This window comes from Jiangella anatolica, from assembly GCF_003236295.1.
Taxonomy (GTDB): domain Bacteria; phylum Actinomycetota; class Actinomycetes; order Jiangellales; family Jiangellaceae; genus Jiangella; species Jiangella anatolica.
In genome coordinates this window covers 18,471-37,804 of sequence record NZ_POTW01000010.1, presented here as the reverse complement: position 1 = coordinate 37,804, position 19,334 = coordinate 18,471, and the positions used below count along the sequence as shown (strand labels likewise).

Sequence of the window (19,334 nt, the reverse complement as noted above, 5' to 3'; positions counted from 1 at the left end):
CAGGGCCGGCCTCGCGCGTCCGACCGCTGCGGCGGCCGGACGAATCGATGTCGCTGCTCAACGACCTGTTCGCGAAGCCGCTGGACCCCGGGTACGAGGAGGCGGCGGCGCGGCGGCGCGCCGCGGGAGAGCGGCCGACGTCGCGGCGGACGTGGCGTTCGCCGGCGCTGGCGCTCGGCCTGGTCGCGCTCGGACTGTTGCTGACCATGGCGATCCTGCAGGTCCGCAACACCGCTAGTGTTGTCTCCTCGGAGCGGCAGGGGCTCATCGAGCAGATCCACAACGAGGACGATCGCGTCAGCCGGCTGCAGGACGACGTCAGCGCGCTGGAGGCGGAGATCGGCGAGCTGGAGAGCAACCTCCTGCAGAACTCCACTGCCGGGCAGCAGATGCGGGAGGAAGTCGAGACCTTGCAGGCGACAACGGGGGCGATCGCGGTGACCGGACCGGGGGTGGTGGTCACCGTCGACAACGCCGCGGAGCAGAGTGCCGAGGACGGCACCGACCGTGTCCTCGACCTCGACCTGCGCCAGGTGGTCAACGGCCTGTGGTCCGTCGGCGCCGAGGCGGTCGCCATCAACGGCCAGCGCATCACGTCGCTCACCGCCATCCGGTCCGCCCAGGACGTCATCCAGATCAACTACCGGCCGATGAGCGCGCCGTACGAGGTGTCCGCCATCGGTGACCCGCGCTCGCTGGCCCGCGACTTCGGCGACAGCAGCGGCGGCACCTGGCTGCGTGAGGTCGCCTCCCGCAGCGGCATCTACTACGACATCGACTCCGAAGAGTCGCTGACGCTGCCGGCCGGCAACACCCCTCTGACCATCGCTATCCCGGGGGAGGGTTCGTGATCCCCATCGCCGGGCTCGTCATCGGCATCCTGGCCGGCTTCGTGTTCGACGTGTCGGTGCCGCTGGAGTTGCAGCCGTACCTGCCGATCGCGATCGTCGCCGCGCTCGACGCCGTCTTCGGCGGCATCCGGGCCGTCATCGAGGGCATCTTCAACGACAAGGTGTTCGTCGTCTCGTTCATCGCCAACGTGCTGATCGCGGCGTTCATCGTGTTCCTCGGCGACCAGCTCGGCGTCGGCTCGCAGCTGTCGACGGCGGTGATCGTCGTGCTGGGCATCCGCATCTTCACCAACGTCGCGACGATCAGACGGCACATCTTCCATGCCTGACCAGACCTCCGGCCCCAGCGACGACGCCGAACCGGGCGGCGCTCCGCGGCACGCGCACCACCGGCACGAGGACCGGCCCGAGCCGGACGTCGTCGCGCCGGACGTCGCGGCGACGGACGAGGTCTCCGACGAGACCGTCCAGGACGAGACCGTCGGGGACGAGACCGTCGGCGACGAGGACGAGGCGACGCCCGAGCCGGCGACGCCGGTCGCGCCGCCGCAGCCGTTCCTGCCCGGCGGGAGCCGGTTCACCCCGGCCGCGCCGTCGGGCACCCGGCGGCTCTGGAACGCCGTCACCCAGAAGCCCGACGGCGGGCAGGTGCTGGTGGCCGTGCTGGTCGCGCTGCTCGGGTTCGGCGCTGTCCTGCAGGTGCGCGCCGACGACGACGCGCTGGCCAACGCCCGCCGTGACGACCTCGTGCAGATCCTCGACGGGCTGCGCCGCCAGGCCGACCGGCTCGACGACCACGTCGCCGAGCTGGAGTCCGACCGCCGCGACCTCGTCAGCGGCGCCGACACCGAGGCGGCCGCGCTGGAGCAGGCGCAGGAACGCGCCCGCAGCACCGGCGTGCTGGCCGGCACCATCGCCGCCAGCGGCCCCGGCATCATCCTGACGATCAGCGACCCGGACCGCGAGGTCAACGCCTACACCATGCTGCGCGCGATCAACGAGCTGCGGGTCGCCGGCGCCGAGGCCATCCAGATGCGCGGCGGCGGCAACGACGAGGCGGTCCGCGTCGTCGCCAGCACCGCGTTCGAGAACCCGCGCCCCGGCGTCCTCACCGTCGGCGGCAAGGAGCTGGAGCCGCCGTACGAGATCGTCGCGATCGGCGAGCCGGGCGAGCTGACCGGCTCCATGACGTTCGCCAACGGCGTCATCGCGAGCATGGAGCAGGACGGCGCAGAGGCCACCGTCGACGAGTACGACGACCTCACCGTGGACGTGTTGCACGAGCCGCAGCCGCCTCAGTACGCTCGCCCGGCGCCGGAGGACGGCGACGACGAATGACCACACCTAGGGAGTGTCCCGTGGATCTTCGGCGGCGCGGATCGACGCCCAGACGCCGACCAGCTGCGTTGCCGTCGTCGCCCGATGGCACCGCATCGATCTCCTCCGGCGCCTTGCTGGACCGACGCCTGGACGCCGCCCGCATCCGCCAATATCCACGGCACACCCCCTAGTCGCCACCGAGGAGGCAGATCTCGTTGTACCCCGACGACCTGAAGTACACCGCGGAGCACGAGTGGGTCCGCCGGCCGGGTGAGGCCGACGGCAGCGTCCGCGTGGGCATCACGCACTTCGCCCAGGAGCAGCTCGGCGACATCGTCTACGTGCAGCTGCCGGCCGTCGGCGACGACGTCACCGCGGGCGCCGTCTGCGGCGAGCTGGAGTCGACGAAGAGCGTCAGCGAGCTGTTCGCGCCCCTCACCGGCACCGTCGTCGCCCGCAACGAGGAGCTCGACGCCGCGCCCGAGCAGGTCAACGCCGACCCCTACGGCGCGGGCTGGATGATCGAGATCGTCCCGGCCGACCCGGGGGCCGTCGACCAGCTGCTGACGGCCGACGACTACCGTTCGCAGGTGGAGGGCTGAGTCGCCGGTTGACCCTGGCGGCGGCCGGTTCTAGGTTGCCAACATCCGTAAACCCTCAGGCGCTGGTCGAGAGTCGATGAGACACTCGTAGCGCCACGAGTCGAAGGCCGGGGGGAAATCCTCGGCGGGAGGCCAGCTGATGCCGTTCTGCACCCAGTGCGGGCACCAAAACCCGTCCGACGCGAAGTTCTGCTCGAATTGCGGAGCCCCGCTGGTTCGGCCCATGCAGCCGGCCGAGACGACGGGGGGTGACGCCACGAGCACCATGGCGATGGTGCGCGAGGAGACCGCGCAGGTCGAGCGGGACGACTCCAGCGACCTCGCCGCGGCCGACCAGGCCGCCGTCGACGCGCTGCCCGAGGGCAGCGCGCTGCTCGTCGTGCTGCGCGGCCCCAACGCCGGCAGCCGGTTCCTGCTCGACTCCGACGTCGTCAGCGCCGGCCGGCACCCCGACTCCGACATCTTCCTCGACGACGTCACGGTCTCGCGGCGGCACGCGGAGTTCCGGCGCATGCCCGGCGGCTTCGTCGTCTCCGACGTCGGCAGCCTGAACGGCACCTACGTCAACCGCGACCGCATCGACGAGGTCGCGCTGAGCAACGGCGACGAGGTCCAGATCGGCAAGTACCGCCTGGTCTACTACTCCAGCCAGCACGGGTTCGGAGGCGGGCCCAGGTGAGTCCCGCCGAGGGGAACTCGGCGCGTGCCTCCGGACCGGCGCGGCGCGACGCCGCGCCGGCCGGCCAGACGATGAGCATCGGTGAGGTGCTGGCCCAGCTGCGGCCCGACTTCGCCGACGTCACCATCTCCAAGATCCGGTTCCTGGAGACCGAGGGCCTGGTGGAGCCGCAGCGCTCGCCGTCGGGTTACCGCCGCTTCACCCCCGACGACGTCGCCCGCCTGCGTTACGTCCTCACGGTGCAGCGCGACCACTACCTGCCGCTGCGGGTCATCAAGGAGCAGCTGGCCCAGCTCGATCGGGGAATGGAGCTGGTCACCGAGGGCGGCAGCACCGTGACGCCGTACACGGCGGCCGGGGTGCCCGGCGAGGACGTGCTGCTGTCACGGACGTCGCTGCTCGAGGCGGCCGCGATCTCCGACGAGCTGCTGACCGAGCTGGAGTCCTACGGGCTGGTGACGGCGCGCCGCGGGGGCGCGTACGACGCCGACGCCCTGCTGGTCGCCCGCACCGTCGGCGAACTGGCCGAGTACGGCCTGCAGCCGCGCCACCTGCGCGCCGTCCGGACCGCCGCGGAACGGCAGGTCGGACTGGTGGAGCAGGTCGTGTCGCCGATGTTCCGGCAGCGCGGCGCCGACTCCCGCGGCCGGGCCGAGGAGGCCGCCGCCGACGTCGCCCGGCTCACCGTCCGGCTGCACGCGGCGCTGGTCGACGCGGGGACCCGCCGGCTGTCGCGCTGAGCGCGTCCCACCCGCTGGTTCTACCGGCCGGGCCGGGCCGGGAGCGGGGGTAGTGTTGATGTGTGCGCGAGCTAGACGTCGTGGGCGTCCGAGTGGAGATGCCCTCCAACCAGCCCATCGTCCTCCTGCGTGAGGTGGGCGGTGACCGGTTCCTGCCCATCTGGATCGGCGCCGTCGAGGCGACGGCCATCGCGTTCGCCCAGCAGGGCGTCGTGCCGCCGCGGCCGATGACCCATGATCTGTTCAAAGACGTGCTCGACGCCGCCGGCATCACGCTCGAGCAGGTCCGCATCACCGAGATGCGCGACAACACCTACTACGCGGAGCTGGTGCTGTCCGGCGGGCTCGAGGTCAGCTCGCGGCCGTCGGACTCGATCGCGCTGGCACTGCGCACCGGGTCGCCCATCTACGCGTCCGAGCCGCTGCTCGACGAGGCAGGCGTGCTGATGGCCGACCCCGACTCCGAGGAGCAGGAGGACGAGGTCGCGCGGTTCCGGCAGTTCCTCGAGGAGGTCACGCCGGAGGACTTCAGCGGCTGAGGCCACTGTGACTCGTGTGACTGGTGTGATTTCTGTCTAGAGCTGAAGTCGAGCTTGAGACTTGCCGCGTGTTGCATTGACCGCCGTGTGGCCCGGCCCTAACGTCACTGGTGTAACACGACGCAATCGGCATGGATCCATGAAGGGGTCGGCGTGAGCGCAGACAGCACATCGGGTACCGGCACGGCAGGTGACGCCGGTCGTACCGCCGCGGCCGGTCGCGCCGCCACCCGCCAGGGCCTGCTGTTCGAGGGCATGGTCGGCCCGGTCGCCGAGGACGTCGGCTACCGCGGCCCGACGGCCTGCAGCGCCGCCGGCATCACGTACCGCCAGCTCGACTACTGGGCCCGCACCGGCCTGGTCGAGCCGAGCATCCGCAGCGCCGCCGGGTCCGGCAGCCAGCGGCTCTACTCGTTCCGCGACATCCTGGTGCTCAAGATCGTGAAGCGGCTGCTCGACACCGGTGTGTCGCTGCAGCAGATCCGCCAGGCGGTCCAGCACCTGCGCGACCGCGGCGTCGAGGACCTCGCCGGCATCACGCTGATGAGCGACGGCGCCAGCGTCTACGAGTGCACCTCCGCCGACGAGGTCGTCGACCTCGTCCAGGGTGGCCAGGGCGTCTTCGGCATCGCCGTCGGCCGGGTGTGGCGCGAGATCGAGGCCACCCTCGTTCAGCTGCCGGCCGAGCGGCCTGGCGAAGCGCCCACCGAGCACCCCGGCGACCAGCTCGCCGCCCGCCGTCGCGCCCGCGCCGCGGGGGAGTAACCCGTCAGGTCAGCTCGCTGAACCGCTCGGTCTCGGGGATCAGCCCGGAGACGATGAGCGTGTCACCGTCGTGCACGACGGTGTCCGCGGTCGCGTAGGTGAATCCCTCGCCGGGTCGCTTGACCGCGACGACGGTGACGCCGTACTTCTGCCGGATCCCGGTGTCGCCGAGACGCAGCCCCACGGTCTCGCGCGGGGGCGCCGTCTTGACCATGGCGAAACCGTCGTCGAACTCGATGAAGTCGAGCATGCGGCCGCGGACGAGGTGGGCGACCTTGGCGCCCATGTCGTGCTCGGGCTGGACCACGTGGTGCACCCCGAGCTGACGCAGGATCCGCGCGTGAGCATCGGTGATCGCCTTGGCCCAGATGTTCGGGATCCCCAGGCTGAGCAGCACCGACGCGGTGAGGATGCTGGCCTCCAGGTGACTGCCGATGCCCAGGACCACGCGGTCGTACTCCTGGACCGACAGCTGGCGCAGCGCGTCCTCGCTGGTCGAGTCGGCGATGGCGACGTGCGTGAGCCGGCCGTTGACCGCCTGCGCGGCCGCGGGATCGCTGTCGATGCCCAGCACCTCGGTGTCGCCGGCCTGCATCAGCTCCAGCGCCAGCGACGTGCCGAACCGGCCCAGGCCGATGACGGCGACGTCCAGCGTGCGGGTTCTCCTAGCCAATGATCGGCCTCTCTTCCGGTCGTTCGTACAGCCGGGTCCGTTGCCGCAGCACCAGCGCGCTGGCCAACGTGATCGTCCCGACCCGCCCGATGAACATGACGAACACCAGCAGCAACTGCCCGCCCGCCGGCAGCTGCCCGGTGATGCCGGCCGACAGCCCGGCGGTCGAGAACGCGGACGTGACCTCGAGCAGGATCTCGTCCAGGCCGAACCGCGTCGTCGCGACCAGCAGCACCGTCGGCACCATGACGACGGCGATCGCCAGCAGCGCCACGGTGAGCGCCTGCCGCTGGGCCTGGTCGCCGATGCGCCGGCCCAGCACGTGCACCGTCGGGTCGCCGCGGATCTCGGAGAAGATCGCGAAGAACAGCAGCGCGAACGTCGTCACCTTGATGCCGCCGGCCGTGCCGGCGCTGCCGCCGCCGATGAACATCAGCACGTCCGTGCCCAGCCACGTGGCGTCGGTCATCTGTGTCACGTCGACGGTGTTGAAGCCGGCCGTGCGGGCGACGGAGGAGTGGAAGAACGCGGCCAGCACCCGGTCGGTGCCATCGAGCGACCCGAACGTGGCGACGTTGCGCCACTCCGTCGCCGCCGTGTAGACGGTGCCGGCAACCAGCAGCAGCGCGCTGGTGACGACGGTGAGCTGCGTGTGCAGGGTCCACCGCCGGGGCGAGCGCCAGCGGTGCCGCAGCTCCAGCAGCACCGGGAAGCCCAGGCCCGCGCAGATGACCGAGACCGCGATCGGCAGGAAGATCAGCGGATCGCCCACGAACCCCATGAGGTTGGTGCTGTACAGCGAGAAACCGACGTTGTTGAACGCGGCGATCGCGTGGAAGAAGCCGTGGTAGGCCGCCTCGTCCAGCGATTCGCCGTGCTGCGTGGCCAGCCGCGCCGTGAGGATCGCGCCGACGGTCAGCTCGAACGTCGCCGTCACCGCCGCGACGCCCAGCACGACCCGGCGGACGTCGGCGCGGTCCAGGCCCTTGCTCTCGGTGGCGGCGGTGAGCCGGGTGCGCAGCCCGAGCCGACGGGCCACCAGCAGCACCAGCAGCGACCCGAGCGTCATGATGCCGAACCCGCCGACCTGGATCAGCCCGAGGATCACCACCTCGCCGAACGTGCTCCAGTACGCCGGCGTGTCGACCACGATCAGCCCGGTGACGCATGTCGCCGACGTCGACGTGAACAGCGCGACCAGCGGGGGAGCCGAGCCCGGCCCTTCGCGCGCGATGGGTAGCATGAGCAGCAGCGTCCCGGCGAGGACGACGGCCACGAACGCGACCACGACCACCTGCGCCGGCTGCGGTCGGCGCGCGCGCCGGATCGCGTAGCCGCGTCCGCCAGGCCGCCGAGCCCACCCCACGGCGCCACCGTACACGCCCGTGACCGTGCCGGTCCGCGCGTCCGCGTCGCCCGCCGGGCCCGGCCGCGTTATGCTGGCGGCGAGCTGTGGACCCGGACCGGGAGAGTTCTCGCACCTCCGGGATGCGAGGCGCCGAAGGGGCAACATCCCCGCCAACCTCTCAGGCAGCAAGGACCGGTCGGGCGAGGCCACTCTGAAGGCGTCCTTCGTGGGCGACGACAGAGGGGGAGCTGACTCGTCATACCGTCCGAGGAGCTCCGCCGATGTCCCAGCAGTTCCAGCCGCTGACCTCCGTGGCCAGCGAGGCGCCCTTCGTCGCCCGGCACGTCGGGCCGCGCGACGAGGAGATCGCGAAGATGCTCGACGCCGTCGGGTACGAGACGCTCGACGCGCTGGTCGAGGCCGCCGTGCCGGACGCGATCCGTAACCTGGACGCGCTCGACCTGCCGCCGGCCAGCACCGAGACCGAGGCGCTGGACGAGCTGCGGGCGCTGTCGCGGCGCAACCAGCGGCACACCCAGATGATCGGCCTGGGCTACTACGACACCGTGACGCCGCCGGTGGTCGTGCGCCGGGTGCTGGAGAGCCCGGCCTGGTACACCGCGTACACGCCGTACCAGCCGGAGATCTCGCAGGGCCGGCTCGAGGCGCTGCTGAACTTCCAGACCATGGTGTCCGACCTCGCCGGCCTGCCGACGGCCAACGCCAGCCTGCTGGACGAGGCGACGGCGGCGGCGGAGGCGATGACGCTGATGCGCCGGTCAGTCCGTACCACCGCGAACACCGTCGTGCTCGACGCGGACTGCCTGCCGCAGACGATCGCCGTCGTGCAGACCCGGGCGGAGCCGCTGGGCATCGACGTCGTCGTCGCCGACCTGGACGAGGGCCTGCCCGACGGTGAGATCTTCGGCGTCGTCGTGCAGTATCCGGGCGCGTCCGGGCGGATCCGCGACCTCGCGCCGGTCGTCGCGGCCGCGCACGAGCGCGGCGCGCTGGTCACCGTCGCGGCCGACCTGCTGGCGCTGACGCTGCTGACGCCGCCCGGCGAGGTGGGCGCGGACGTCGTCGTCGGGTCGTCGCAGCGGTTCGGGGTGCCGCTCGGCTACGGCGGGCCGCATGCCGGGTACATGGCGGTGCGGGCCGGGCTGGAGCGCGGGCTGCCCGGCCGGCTGGTCGGCGTGTCCAAGGACGCGGCCGGCGCGCAGGCCTACCGGCTCGCGCTGCAGACCCGTGAGCAGCACATCCGCCGCGAGAAGGCGACGTCGAACATCTGCACCGCGCAGGTGCTGCTGGCCGTCGTCGCGTCGATGTACGCGGTGTGGCACGGGCCGGAGGGGCTGCGCGAGATCGCGTCTCGGGTGCACGGGCACGCGACGGCGCTCGCGGCGGCGCTGCGGGCCGGCGGTGTGCCGGTCGTGCACGACGCGTTCTTCGACACCGTGCTGGCCCGGGTGCCGGGCCGCGCGGCCGCCGTCGTCGCCGACGCCGCCGAGCTGGGCGTCAACCTCGGCGCGGCCGGCGGCGACGAAGTGCGGATCGCCTGCGACGAGGTGACCACCGAGGCCGACCTCGGCCGGGTGCTGCGCGCGTTCGGCCTGCCGGCGACGCCGGCCGCCGCCGCCGACGTCGCGATCCCGGAGAACCTGCGCCGGCACAGCCCGTACCTCACCCACCCGGTCTTCAACACGCACCGCTCCGAGACGTCGATGCTGCGCTACCTGCGCAAGCTCGCCGACAAGGACTACGCGCTGGACCGCGGCATGATCCCGCTCGGCTCCTGCACGATGAAGCTGAACGCGGCGACGGAGATGGAGCCGATCACCTGGCCCGGGTTCGCCGGCATCCACCCGTTCGTGCCGGTCGAGCAGGCCGACGGCTACGTCGCCCTGATCCGCCAGCTGGAGGGCTGGCTGGCGACGGTGACGGGGTACGACGCGGTGTCGATCCAGCCGAACGCCGGCTCGCAGGGCGAGCTGGCCGGGCTGCTGGCGATCCGGGCGTACCACCGTTCCAACGGCGACGAGCAGCGCGACGTCTGCCTGATCCCGTCCAGCGCGCACGGCACCAACGCGGCGTCGGCGGTCATGGCCGGCATGCGGGTCGTGGTCGTTGCGGCGGCCGACGACGGCACCGTCGACCTCGACGACCTGCGGGCGAAGATCGCCGAGCACGCCGACCGCCTGGCCGCGATCATGGTCACCTACCCGTCGACGCACGGCGTCTACGAGGAGGGCATCACCGAGATCGCCCGGCTGGTCCACGACGCCGGCGGCCAGGTCTACGTCGACGGCGCCAACCTCAACGCGCTGGTCGGGCTGGCCAAGCCCGGCGAGTTCGGCGCCGACGTCAGCCACCTCAACCTGCACAAGACGTTCTGCATCCCGCACGGCGGCGGCGGTCCCGGCGTCGGCCCGATCGGCGTCCGGTCGCACCTGACGCCGTTCCTGCCGAACCACCCGCTGCTGCCCGAGGCCGGGCCGTCGACCGGCGTGGGGCCGATCGCGGCGGCGCCGTTCGGGTCCGCGTCGATCCTGCCGATCCCGTGGGCGTACGTGCGGATGATGGGCCCGGCCGGGCTGAAGCTGGCCACCCAGACCGCGGTGCTGAACGCCAACTACGTCGCCGTCCGCCTGCGCGACCACTTCCCGGTGCTGTACACCGGGCGCGGCGGGCTGGTGGCGCACGAGTGCATCGTCGACCTGCGGCCGCTGACCAAGGCCACCGGCATCACCGTGGACGACGTGGCCAAGCGGCTGATCGACTACGGGTTCCACGCGCCGACGATGTCGTTCCCGGTGGCCGGCACCCTGATGATCGAGCCGACCGAGTCCGAGGACAAGGGCGAGCTGGACCGGTTCTGCGACGCGATGATCGCGATCCGCGCCGAGGCCGACCGTGTCGCCGCCGGTGACTGGCCGGCCGACGACAACCCGCTGGTCAACGCGCCGCACACCGCGTCGTCCCTGGTCACGGAGTGGGCCCACCCGTACGACCGGGCGGTCGCGGTGTACCCGTCGCCGGAGAGCCGGGAGGACAAGTACTGGCCGCCGGTGGGCCGCATCGACGGCGCGTACGGCGACCGGCACCTGGTCTGCTCGTGCCCGTCGCCGGAGGCGTTCGAGGACTGACACCGGCCCGATCCCCGACCCAGGTCCAGGGTCGGCGTCCGACTGAGGTCGTACGTGCGGCGCCGCCGTGCCGCGTAGGGTCGGAGTTGACGAGTCGGCCGACCAGAGACACGGGGACATGAACGACGCGATCATCGACTTCGCCCGGGACGTCATGGGCTCGCCCTGGGTCTACGCGGTCATCTTCGGCGTCGCGCTGCTCGACGGGTTCTTCCCGGCGGTGCCGAGCGAGACGCTGGTCATCACCGGCGGCGTGTTCGCCGCGGCCGACGGGGTGCCGAACCTGCTGTTCGTCATCCTGGCCGGCGCGGCGGGCGCGTTCGTCGGCGACCACGTCTCGTACTTCATCGGTCGCACCGCCGGCACCCGGCTGCGCCATCGCATCGCCGGTGGGAAGAGGTCCGGCGCGATGTTCGCCTGGGCCGAGAAGCAGTTGAACGAGCGCGGCGGCGTCATCCTCATCATCGCCCGCTACATACCGGGCGGGCGGACGGCGGTCACGCTGACCTGCGGAACGGTCGAGTACCCGCTGCGCAAGTTCTCCTTCTTCGACGCGATCGCGGCGCTGTCCTGGGGCGTCTACTCCGGCATGATCGGCTACGTCGGCGGGCACGCGTTCGAGGACAACCCGCTGCTCGGCCTCGGCGTCGGCCTGGGCATCGCGCTGACGATCACCGGCCTGGTCGAGCTGATCCGGCACCGGATCGGGGTGCGCAACCGGCGCCGCGCCGAGGCGGAGGCGGAGGCGGCGTCCGGGCCGGAGGGCTCACCGGACGAGAAGCCGCAGGAGCTGGTCTGACGGCGGTGGCCGCCGGCCGGCCGCGAGCGGTGGCCGCCGGCTGGCTGCGAGCGGTGGCCGCCGGCTGGCTGCGGGCGGTGGCCGTCGTCGGCTGGCGGCGTGTCGTCGGACTCTCGCTCGGCGCCGCGTCGGCGCTCGTCTCGTCCGGTTTCCTGCTGGTCACAGGACTGGCAGTGCTGCCGGTCGCCGGCTCCGCCGCCGGGCGGGGCCGGGTGCTCACGGCGGCCGCCCGACCGGCGTCGGCGCTGGTCGCGTTCGAGCGGCGGCGGCTGCGGGCCTGGTACGGCACGCCGACGCCGGACCGCGCCGGCCGCGTGTTCGGGTACCTCGCCGTGCGGACGGTCGTCGGGCTGCTCGGCGCGGCGATCCTGCTGCTGGTCGGCTGGGGCATGGTGACGGTCGCGGTCACGGTGCGGATGTGGCTGGTCGGACGTCCGTTCAACGGCGAGGGCGAGCCGGTCGGTGGGCTGACGATCCTGTCGCTGGTCATCCCCGGCGCCGTGCTGCTGTACCTCGCCGTGCAAGGGCTGGCCGGCGTCGTCGGGCTGGAACGGCGCACGGCGCGGCGCTTCCTCGGGCCGACCGAGTCCGAGCTGCTGCGGCGGCGCATCGACGAGCTGGCCGAGTCACGGGCCGGCGTCGTGGCCGTCGTCGACGCCGAGCGACGGCGCATCGAGCGCGATCTGCACGACGGTGTCCAGCAGCGGCTGGTCGCGTTTGGGCTGCTGCTGGGGCGGGCGCGGCGGGCTGCGGACCGGGGCCGGGCGGACGAGCTGTTGCGGGCGGCGCACGAGGAGTCGCAGCGCGTCCTGGCCGACCTGCGCGCCGTCGCGTGGCGGGTGTATCCGGCGGCGCTGGACACGCTCGGGCTGGAGGAGGCGCTGACGGCGGTCGCGGAGGGCTCCGGCGCCAAGCTGTCCTATGCGGCCGGGTCGCCGCCGGAGCCGGTCGCGACCGCCGTCTACTTCGTCGTCGCCGAGGCGGCCACGAACGCCGTCAAGCACGCCGCCGCGTCGTCGGTGCACCTCGACGTGTGGCGGGCCGGCGCCGTCGTGCGGGTGCGGGTCACCGACGACGGCGTGGGCGGCGCCGACCCTGACGGCGGCGGGCTGGCCGGGCTGCGCCGCCGGATCGCGGCCCTGGACGGCCGGTTCGCCGTCGAGTCGCCGCCCGGCCACGGCACCGTCGTCGAGGCGGAGCTGCCGTGCGCCTGATCCTGGCCGAGGACTCGGTGCTGCTGCGCGAGGGCCTGTCGAAGCTGCTGGCCGACGAGGGCCACGAGGTCGTCGCGTCGGTCGGCGACGCGGACGCGCTGCTGGCCGCCGTCGCCGCGGACCCGCCCGACGTCGTCGTCGCGGACGTCCGGATGCCGCCGTCGCACACCGACGAGGGGCTGCGGGCGGCACTGCGGCTCAAGACCGAGTTCCCGCAGGTGGGCGTGCTGGTGCTGTCGCAGTACGTCGAGAAGCGGTACGCCGCCGAGCTGTTCGCGACACACACCGACGGCGTCGGCTACCTGCTCAAGGACCGCGTCGCCCACGTCGGCGACTTCCTCGACGCGCTGGACCGGGTGGCCGCCGGGGGAGCGGCGTTCGACGCCGAGGTCGTCCGTCAACTCATCGCCCGGACCAGCCACGGCGACCCGCTGCAGCGGCTCACCCCGCGCGAGCGGGACGTGCTGGAGCTGATGGCGCAGGGGCACACGAACGCCGCGATCGCCGGCGCCCTGCACGTGTCGCAGAGCGCCGTCGAGAAGCACGCCAACGGGATCTTCGACAAGCTGGAGCTGAGCGCCGCCGGCGGCTACAGCCGGCGGGTGCTGGCGGTGCTGCGCTACCTCGGGTCCTGACGGCGCACGCGGTGCCGGGCCCGCTCCCGGTCGCGCCGGTTGGACCGGATCCGCAGCACCACGAACGCCGCTACCGCGACGACCACGGCCGCGATGACCACGTACTGCAGGATGCCGATGTACTGCTCGACCTCGTCCCAGTTCTGCCCGAGCTGGTAGCCGAGCAGGATGAACACGGTGTTCCAGATCAGGCTGCCGAGCGCGGTGAAGAGCAGGAAGATCGGCAGCGACATCCGCTCCACGCCGGCCGGGATGGAGATGAAGCTGCGGAAGATCGGGATCATCCGGCCGAAGAAGATGGTCTTCACGCCGTGCTTGCCGAACCAGGCCTCCGCCTTGTCGACGTCGCTCATCTTCACCAGCGGCAGCGCCGCCAGGATCGAGCGGGTTCGGTCGCGCCCGACCGCCGCTCCGACGGCGTACCAGATCAGCGCGCCGACCACCGAGCCGACCGTCGTCCAGACGATCGCCGCCGCCAGGTTCATGTCGCCACGGCTGGCGGTGAAGCCCGCCAGCGGCAGGATCACCTCGCTGGGCAGCGGCGGGAAGAGGTTCTCGGCGGCGATGGCGAGGCCGGCGCCGACCGCGCCCATGGTGTCCATGAGGTCGACGGCCCAGCCGGCCAGGCCGGTCAGCTCGGTTTCCGGGGAGAGGCGGATGTTCACGCCTCGACCGTACGGGATCGCCGCCTTCTGAGGCGATGAAGGTCACCGCCGAGATGGCCCTGGGGTTTTCCGCAGGGTGGGCGGTCTGAGAGGGAAAGCGTAGTCGGCGCGCCTCATCGGGTCTGTGACGCTGCGCCGGTACCGTCGCACCTGCCGGGTTTCTGATGTATTCGTCCTGAGTGAGGCGGGGTGATGCCGGTGTCCAAGGAGCTCCGCGCCGCCCTGATCCTGTGCCTCGTGGTCGGGGTGATCGTCGGCGCGGCCCGCAGCGAGCCGCCGGGCAGCATGTCGGCGGCGTCGGAGACCGCGCAGCAGGCGGCGCCCAAGGCACCGGAGCTGCTGCTGTCGACGATGCCCGCCGCCGAGGACGTCACCGCGCCCGTCGCCGAGGTCGACGACGCCGGCACCCGCCGCCTCAACGGCCGCGAGGGCCGCACCGTCGCTCTCACCTTCGACGACGGCCCGCATCCGGAGCAGACCCCGCAGGTGCTGCGGATCCTGCGCGAGTACGAGATCACGGCGACGTTCTGCCTGGTCGGCGAGATGGCCAGGCTGTACCCGAAGCTCGTCCAGCAGATCGCCGACGACGGACACCGGCTCTGCGACCACACCATCACGCACGACACCGAGCTGCCCGACCGCGACCCCGGCGTCATCGAGGACGAGATCGGCGGCACCCTGGCCGCCATCCGCGACGCCGTCCCCGACGTCGCGGTGCCGTTCTTCCGGGCCCCCGGCGGCAACTTCGCCGCCAACGTCAACGAGGTCGCCGCGGCGCACGACCAGGCAGCGCTCGGCTGGAGCATCGACCCCGCGGACTGGCGCAAGCCCGGCGCCCGCGCCATCCACGACTACGTCGCCGAGCACATCCACCCCGGCGCGATCGTGCTCCTGCACGACGGCGGCGGCGACCGGTCCGGCACCGTGTCCGCGCTGCCGGCGATCATCGAGACGCTGCTCGCGGCCGGCTACGAGTTCGTCGTTCCCCGCGGCTGACGGCTGTGGCACGCTTACCCGCATGACCAGCAGGGCGGGCCGGGCGATCGGTCACGGACTGTGGATCCTCATCCCGGTCCTCAGCTTCACGTTGCTGTCCTGGCTGCCGGCGACGCAGGCCTGGTGGCGTTCGCGCAAGCCGATCTGGCTGGTGATCGGGCTGCTCCTGCTCGTCGGCACGGTCACCTTCGTGGTCAGTATGGGGACCAGCTACGACGCCTTCACCGGCATGCTGTTCCTGCTGCTGGCGATCGGCGGCGTGATCGCGGCGGTCTTCGCCCGTCAGGACTTCTTCGGCGCCCGCCCGGCCGCCGCACCCGCGCCCCGTCCGGCCGCGCCGGCCCGGATCGCGACCGATCCCGCCGTCCAGGCGGTGTTGCAGCTTCGCGAGCTGCGCAGCCGGGCCCGGGAGATCGCGGCCAACGATCTGGCCATGGCCTACGAGCTGGCCATCGGCCGGCCGGACCTGCCGGCCACCTACGACGACGGCGGGCTGGTCGACCTCAACAACGTCAGCGCCGACGGGCTGGTGAGCGCGCTGACCTGGGATCGTGCGGTCGCCGAGGTCTACGTGTCGGCGCGGGACCTGCGCGGCGGGTACGCCTCCTGGGACGAACTGGGCGCGCTGTCCGGGCTCGAGCCGTCGCTGGTGGAGCGGGACGCCGAGCGGCTGATCCTGCTGCCGTGGCGGTCGCGGTGACGGCGGAGGAGAGCCGGTTCGACCGGTGGCGCCGGACGGCGGAGTCGGCGGCCGCGTCGGCGGGCGAGACGCGGGCGCGGGTGATTCGCGACCTGGCCGCCGCGCTCGCCCTGCTGGTGCGCCGGGTGCGGATCCCGCTGCTGGCGGCCGGGGTGCTGCCCCTGGCGCCGGCGTTCCTGCTGCTGCTCGAGGGAATGGCCGAGGACGTCGGCCGCCGGTGGTTCGTCGGCGCCGCCGTCGTCGTCGCGGCGCCGGGTCTGTGGCTGCTGTGGCGCCGGCGCCGGCTGCTGCGCGCCGTCGATCCGGTCGACGAGCTGGCGGCGGAGCTGGCCCAGGCCTACGACGTCGCCGGCGCGTGGGCGCGGGCGGGCGACGCGCTGCACCAGGTGCGCTCGGCCGGACCCGGGCTGCGTGGCGCCGGGCGGGCGGCGCGCGGGGTGTGGGCGGGCGTCCAGCTGACCAAGGACCTCTTCGACCGGTTCTCCGACCTGCCCCGCGTCGCGCCGTTCCTCCCGGTGTCGCTGCAGTTCACCGGCTACCTGTGCCTCGTGTCGGTGGTCGCCGCGGTGGTGGGCGGCGCGCTCGCGGTGGCCGGCCTGGGTGTCGTGCTGCTGGCCGAGTGACAGAAGTCTTCTGCCGTTGTGTGTGGGTTTGTCACCTCGCGTTGGGATGACGCCGACAGGGTGAGGTCACCCCCACCCGACGGAGGACCCCATGGCGAGACGCAAGGGCTGGCGCACCGGCGCCGGCATCGCGGCGACGGTGACCGGCCTGGGCGCGACCGGCTTCGGCCTGGCCGGCGCTGACGTCGCCCCCGAGACCGAGACCGCCACCGGCATCGTCTACGACGACGCGAACCGCAACGGCCGGCGCGACGGCGGCGAGCCCGGCGTGCCGGACGTGTCGGTGTCGAACGGCCGCGACGTCGTCCGGACCGACGCCGCCGGCCGGTACAGCCTGCAGGTCGACGACGAGACCGTGGTCTTCGTCAGCAAGCCGGCCGGCTGGATGGTGCCGGTGAACGACGTCCAGCTGCCGCAGTTCTACTACAACCACTACCCGAACGGCAGCCCGTACGAGCTGCGCTATGGCGGCGTGGAGCCGACCGGCCCGCTACCCGCGTCGGTCGACTTCCCCATGTTCCGCGACGACTCCGTCGACGAGACGTTCTCGGCGCTGGCCTTCGCCGACCCGCAGACCTCGAACGTCGGCCAGATCGACACGATGGCGATCGACGTCATCGCCGGGATCATCGGGAACACCGACGCCCGGTTCGGGCTCACCGTCGGCGACATCGTCAACGACCCGCTGGACCTGTTCGCGCCGCACAACACCGCCGTCGCGCGGATCGGCATCCCGTGGTGGAACACGCCGGGCAACCACGACATGGACTACGACGCGCCGACCGACGCGAACGCGACCGACACGTACAAGGAGACCTACGGGCCGACGGACTACTCGTTCGACTACGGCCGGGTGCACTTCGTGCTGATGGACAACGTCAAGCACGAGGGCCCGGACCACGGCTACATCGGCTACCTCAACGACGAGCAGCTGCAGTGGCTGGCCAACGACCTGCGCCACGTCCCGGCGGACCGGCTGATCGTCATCGGCACGCACATCCCGCTGGCCACCGACGCCACCCCGTCCGACAGCGTCAACACGACGAACCTGACCGAGCTGTTCGCGATCCTCGAGGACCGCGAGCACGTCTACACGATCTCCGGCCACGACACCAGCAACTCCTGGCAGATGTACATGGGCGAGGAGCACGGCTGGTTCGGCCCGAAGGACTTCCACCACCAGGTGCTCGCCGAGGTGCGCGGCAGCGGCTGGAACACCGGCCCGCGGGACGCGCGCGGCATCCAGGCGGCGGACATGTCCGACGGCAACCCGAACGGGCACTACGAGCTGTTCTTCTCCGGCAACGAGTACCGGGCGCAGTTCAAGCCGGCCAGCCTGCCGGAGGAGTACCAGATCCGGCTCACCTTCGACGGCGGCTGGGGCGACGAGGTCCGCATCCCCGGCGGCGTCAGCGGGGTGGACGGCTTCGCGCCCGGCGTCGTGCGGTTCGCGGCGCGCGACTGGACGGGTGTGGGTGTCCAGCGTCCGGCCGTGACGGCGAACGTCTTCGACGGCGGCTCGCGGCACACCGTCGAGGTCAGCGTCGACGGCGGCCCGTTCGTCCCGATGACGCACCTCACGCCGCAGAACGACCCGTACATCTCGGTGCTCCGCTCGACGCTCACCGGCAGCCTGCGCCCGGCCGCCCCCGAGCCGTCGTCGCACCTGTGGTCGTACGAGCTGCCCCGCGGCCTGCGCTACGGCGACCACACCGTCACCGTCCGCAGCACCGACCCCTACGGCCGCGTCTCGACGACGGACGAGACCATCACCGTCGTCGGCGGGCGTCCGTAGCGGACCGCCCGCTCAGCGGGCCGGGTGGCCGCGCCGCCCGGCCCGCTCCGCGAAGTCGTCGAGCGCCGCGAGGATCTCCGGGGCCTGCCAGTACCGGCCGCGGCGCTTGCCCGAGAACTCCGTGATCACGCCCGCCTCCTCGAGCTGTCGGATGGCCGCGTGCGTGTTGGCCGACGTGGTGCCGAGCTCGGACTGGGCGACGGCCGCGTCGATGACCGGTTGCCGCACCAGCAGGTCGGCCAGCCGCCAGACGGCGGAGTCGCGGCGGGCCTTGATCCGCTCGGCCCAGCCGTTCCTGGCGGCCTCGAGGTCCGCGACCAACTGACGTCCGGTGCCGACGGCGATGAGCGCCGCCTGCGCCATCGCGGTCACGATCGGGGCCGGGTCGCCGGACCGGAACGCCGTCAGCGCGGCGAAGTAGCCCTCGGTGTCGGTGAGCAGGCCGGCCGACACCGGCACCGTCACGTTCCTGGTGAGGTCCTTGGCCCGGAGCATGGCGTGGATCAGCGCCCGTCCCGTGCGGCCGTTCCCGTCGGTGAACGGGTGGATGGTCTCGAACTGCGCGTGCGCGAGCGCGGTGTGGGCCAGTGCCGGAATGTCGTCGCGGTGGACGAACGTCATGAGGTCGTCGATGGCCTGACGCACCGACGTGTGATGCGGTGGCACGAAGGCCGCCTCGTGCGGCCCGACGTTCGTGCCGCCGATCCACACCTGCTGTTCGCGCCAGCGACCGGGGGTGTGGTCCGGGTCGTGCGCCATGAGCGCCGCATGCATCGCGAGGACGGCGTCGGTGTTCAGATGGTCGGCCAGGTCGATCGCCGCCTCCATGGCCCGGACGTTCGCCACGATCCGGGCCGCGTTGGACCGGGTGCCTTCGTCGATCTCGGCGAGCGCGATGGCGCGCGCGCCGGAGGTCAGGTTCTCGATCTGGGAGGACGAGGCCGACTCGGAGCGCAGCAGCAACGCGCCGAACGGTGCGACGCTGCTCCCGAGCTCGGCGTCGTACCTCGCCATCTCCACGGAGGCCTCGTCCGCCAGCGCCAGCACCGCCGACGGCAGGTCGACGCGGACTCCCGCGATCGGCGGGACCACGGCGGCGCGGTAGAGGCCGCTGTGGCGCTCGAGGAGCCGCCGTGACACGAGCTCAGGCGGCAGGGTGGAACGCCACGGGTGCGCCTCCCAGCCGATCGCCGGCCACGCGGTATCCGATGCCATGCGCCAAGAGTAGCATCGGATGTCAGCTT

At 72.4% G+C, this 19,334-nt stretch carries 20 protein-coding genes and 1 riboswitch; of the genes, 16 read left to right on the top strand and 4 right to left on the bottom strand.

The window, feature by feature from the left end:
- The first annotated feature begins 47 nt into the window (after positions 1–47).
- The 8 genes from C1I92_RS05980 to C1I92_RS05945 all read left to right on the top strand — a co-directional run bounded on the left by C1I92_RS05980 (position 48) and on the right by C1I92_RS05945 (position 5,496).
- Positions 48–851, top strand: a complete 804-nt coding sequence (locus tag C1I92_RS05980; RefSeq protein WP_158564020.1) for a DUF881 domain-containing protein — start codon at positions 48–50, stop codon at positions 849–851.
- Positions 848–1,180 (top strand): small basic family protein, encoded by a 333-nt coding sequence (locus C1I92_RS05975; protein ID WP_111253750.1) that lies wholly within the window; start codon positions 848–850, stop codon positions 1,178–1,180. The genes C1I92_RS05980 and C1I92_RS05975 overlap by 4 nt, the downstream gene beginning before the upstream one ends.
- Positions 1,173–2,189, top strand: coding sequence for a DUF881 domain-containing protein (locus C1I92_RS05970; RefSeq protein ID WP_111253749.1), 1,017 nt, complete (start codon positions 1,173–1,175; stop codon positions 2,187–2,189). Before C1I92_RS05975 ends, C1I92_RS05970 begins: the two co-directional genes overlap by 8 nt.
- Positions 2,190–2,386: 197 nt before the next feature.
- Positions 2,387–2,773, top strand: coding sequence for a glycine cleavage system protein GcvH (gene gcvH / locus C1I92_RS05965; RefSeq protein ID WP_111253748.1), 387 nt, complete (start codon positions 2,387–2,389; stop codon positions 2,771–2,773).
- Between the two features lie 139 nt (positions 2,774–2,912).
- On the top strand, positions 2,913–3,452 hold the full coding sequence (locus C1I92_RS34790; protein WP_111253747.1) for a zinc-ribbon and FHA domain-containing protein: 540 nt from the start codon (positions 2,913–2,915) through the stop codon (positions 3,450–3,452).
- 71 nt (positions 3,453–3,523) lie between these two features.
- Positions 3,524–4,192, top strand: a complete 669-nt coding sequence (ftsR, locus tag C1I92_RS05955; protein WP_111253831.1) for a transcriptional regulator FtsR — start codon at positions 3,524–3,526, stop codon at positions 4,190–4,192.
- Positions 4,193–4,254: 62 nt separating this feature from the next.
- Positions 4,255–4,731, top strand: coding sequence for a bifunctional nuclease family protein (locus tag C1I92_RS05950; RefSeq protein ID WP_111253746.1), 477 nt, complete (start codon positions 4,255–4,257; stop codon positions 4,729–4,731).
- A 153-nt stretch (positions 4,732–4,884) separates the two neighbouring features.
- The gene (locus C1I92_RS05945; protein WP_438940520.1) at positions 4,885–5,496 is read left to right on the top strand and encodes a MerR family transcriptional regulator; all 612 of its coding nucleotides are present in this window, start codon (positions 4,885–4,887) and stop codon (positions 5,494–5,496) included.
- Between the two features lie 4 nt (positions 5,497–5,500).
- Here C1I92_RS05945 and C1I92_RS05940 read toward each other — a convergent pair whose 3' ends face one another.
- Positions 5,501–6,169: a potassium channel family protein gene (locus tag C1I92_RS05940; protein ID WP_111253745.1), complete on the bottom strand. Its 669-nt coding sequence runs from the start codon at positions 6,167–6,169 to the stop codon at positions 5,501–5,503.
- Positions 6,162–7,535 (bottom strand): TrkH family potassium uptake protein, encoded by a 1,374-nt coding sequence (locus C1I92_RS05935; protein ID WP_199520993.1) that lies wholly within the window; start codon positions 7,533–7,535, stop codon positions 6,162–6,164. The genes C1I92_RS05940 and C1I92_RS05935 overlap by 8 nt, the downstream gene beginning before the upstream one ends.
- An 88-nt stretch (positions 7,536–7,623) precedes the next feature.
- Positions 7,624–7,722: riboswitch (glycine riboswitch) on the top strand.
- Between the two features lie 76 nt (positions 7,723–7,798).
- On the opposite strand from C1I92_RS05935, the gene gcvP reads away from it, so the two are divergent.
- The 4 genes from gcvP to C1I92_RS05915 all read left to right on the top strand — a co-directional run bounded on the left by gcvP (position 7,799) and on the right by C1I92_RS05915 (position 13,311).
- Positions 7,799–10,663, top strand: a complete 2,865-nt coding sequence (gene gcvP / locus C1I92_RS05930; RefSeq protein WP_111253744.1) for an aminomethyl-transferring glycine dehydrogenase — start codon at positions 7,799–7,801, stop codon at positions 10,661–10,663.
- A 118-nt stretch (positions 10,664–10,781) separates the two neighbouring features.
- Positions 10,782–11,462 carry a DedA family protein gene (locus C1I92_RS05925; protein ID WP_111253743.1) on the top strand — a complete coding sequence of 227 codons (681 nt, stop codon included), beginning with the start codon at positions 10,782–10,784 and terminating at the stop codon, positions 11,460–11,462.
- Between the two features lie 5 nt (positions 11,463–11,467).
- Entirely contained in the window at positions 11,468–12,676 is a 1,209-nt protein-coding gene (locus C1I92_RS05920; protein ID WP_199520992.1) for a sensor histidine kinase, read from the top strand.
- Positions 12,667–13,311 carry a response regulator gene (locus C1I92_RS05915; protein WP_199520991.1) on the top strand — a complete coding sequence of 215 codons (645 nt, stop codon included), beginning with the start codon at positions 12,667–12,669 and terminating at the stop codon, positions 13,309–13,311. The genes C1I92_RS05920 and C1I92_RS05915 overlap by 10 nt, the downstream gene beginning before the upstream one ends.
- Here C1I92_RS05915 and C1I92_RS05910 read toward each other — a convergent pair.
- Positions 13,296–13,913, bottom strand: a complete 618-nt coding sequence (locus tag C1I92_RS05910; protein WP_111253826.1) for a DedA family protein — start codon at positions 13,911–13,913, stop codon at positions 13,296–13,298. The genes C1I92_RS05915 and C1I92_RS05910 overlap by 16 nt on opposite strands.
- A 261-nt stretch (positions 13,914–14,174) precedes the next feature.
- Between C1I92_RS05910 and C1I92_RS05905 the strand changes: the two genes are divergently transcribed.
- From C1I92_RS05905 to C1I92_RS05890, 4 genes are all read left to right on the top strand, one after another.
- Positions 14,175–14,972 (top strand): polysaccharide deacetylase family protein, encoded by a 798-nt coding sequence (locus C1I92_RS05905; protein ID WP_158564019.1) that lies wholly within the window; start codon positions 14,175–14,177, stop codon positions 14,970–14,972.
- A 22-nt stretch (positions 14,973–14,994) separates the two neighbouring features.
- A complete protein-coding gene (locus C1I92_RS05900; RefSeq protein WP_111253741.1) occupies positions 14,995–15,672 on the top strand; it encodes a ComEA family DNA-binding protein in 678 nt (225 codons plus the stop codon).
- Positions 15,657–16,295 (top strand): hypothetical protein, encoded by a 639-nt coding sequence (locus C1I92_RS05895; RefSeq protein ID WP_111253740.1) that lies wholly within the window; start codon positions 15,657–15,659, stop codon positions 16,293–16,295. The genes C1I92_RS05900 and C1I92_RS05895 overlap by 16 nt, the downstream gene beginning before the upstream one ends.
- Before the next feature lie 91 nt (positions 16,296–16,386).
- Positions 16,387–18,090: a calcineurin-like phosphoesterase C-terminal domain-containing protein gene (locus C1I92_RS05890; RefSeq protein ID WP_111253739.1), complete on the top strand. Its 1,704-nt coding sequence runs from the start codon at positions 16,387–16,389 to the stop codon at positions 18,088–18,090.
- Between the two features lie 12 nt (positions 18,091–18,102).
- On the opposite strand, the gene C1I92_RS34785 is transcribed toward C1I92_RS05890, so the two are convergent.
- Complete coding sequence (locus C1I92_RS34785) at positions 18,103–19,305, bottom strand: Fic family protein (RefSeq protein WP_111253738.1); 1,203 nt, start codon at positions 19,303–19,305, stop codon at positions 18,103–18,105.
- Between the last annotated feature and the right edge of the window lie 29 nt (positions 19,306–19,334).

Coding starts and splice junctions, on each gene's coding strand:
- C1I92_RS05980 (WP_158564020.1), top strand. CDS start 48: ATGTCGCTGCTCAACGACCTGTTCGCGAAGCCGCTGGACCCCGGGTAC.
- C1I92_RS05970 (WP_111253749.1), top strand. CDS start 1,173: ATGCCTGACCAGACCTCCGGCCCCAGCGACGACGCCGAACCGGGCGGC.
- C1I92_RS34790 (WP_111253747.1), top strand. CDS start 2,913: ATGCCGTTCTGCACCCAGTGCGGGCACCAAAACCCGTCCGACGCGAAG.
- ftsR (WP_111253831.1), top strand. CDS start 3,524: ATGAGCATCGGTGAGGTGCTGGCCCAGCTGCGGCCCGACTTCGCCGAC.
- gcvP (WP_111253744.1), top strand. CDS start 7,799: ATGTCCCAGCAGTTCCAGCCGCTGACCTCCGTGGCCAGCGAGGCGCCC.
- C1I92_RS05925 (WP_111253743.1), top strand. CDS start 10,782: ATGAACGACGCGATCATCGACTTCGCCCGGGACGTCATGGGCTCGCCC.
- C1I92_RS05910 (WP_111253826.1), bottom strand. CDS start 13,913: ATGGACACCATGGGCGCGGTCGGCGCCGGCCTCGCCATCGCCGCCGAG.
- C1I92_RS05900 (WP_111253741.1), top strand. CDS start 14,995: ATGACCAGCAGGGCGGGCCGGGCGATCGGTCACGGACTGTGGATCCTC.
- C1I92_RS05890 (WP_111253739.1), top strand. CDS start 16,387: ATGGCGAGACGCAAGGGCTGGCGCACCGGCGCCGGCATCGCGGCGACG.
- C1I92_RS34785 (WP_111253738.1), bottom strand. CDS start 19,305: ATGGCATCGGATACCGCGTGGCCGGCGATCGGCTGGGAGGCGCACCCG.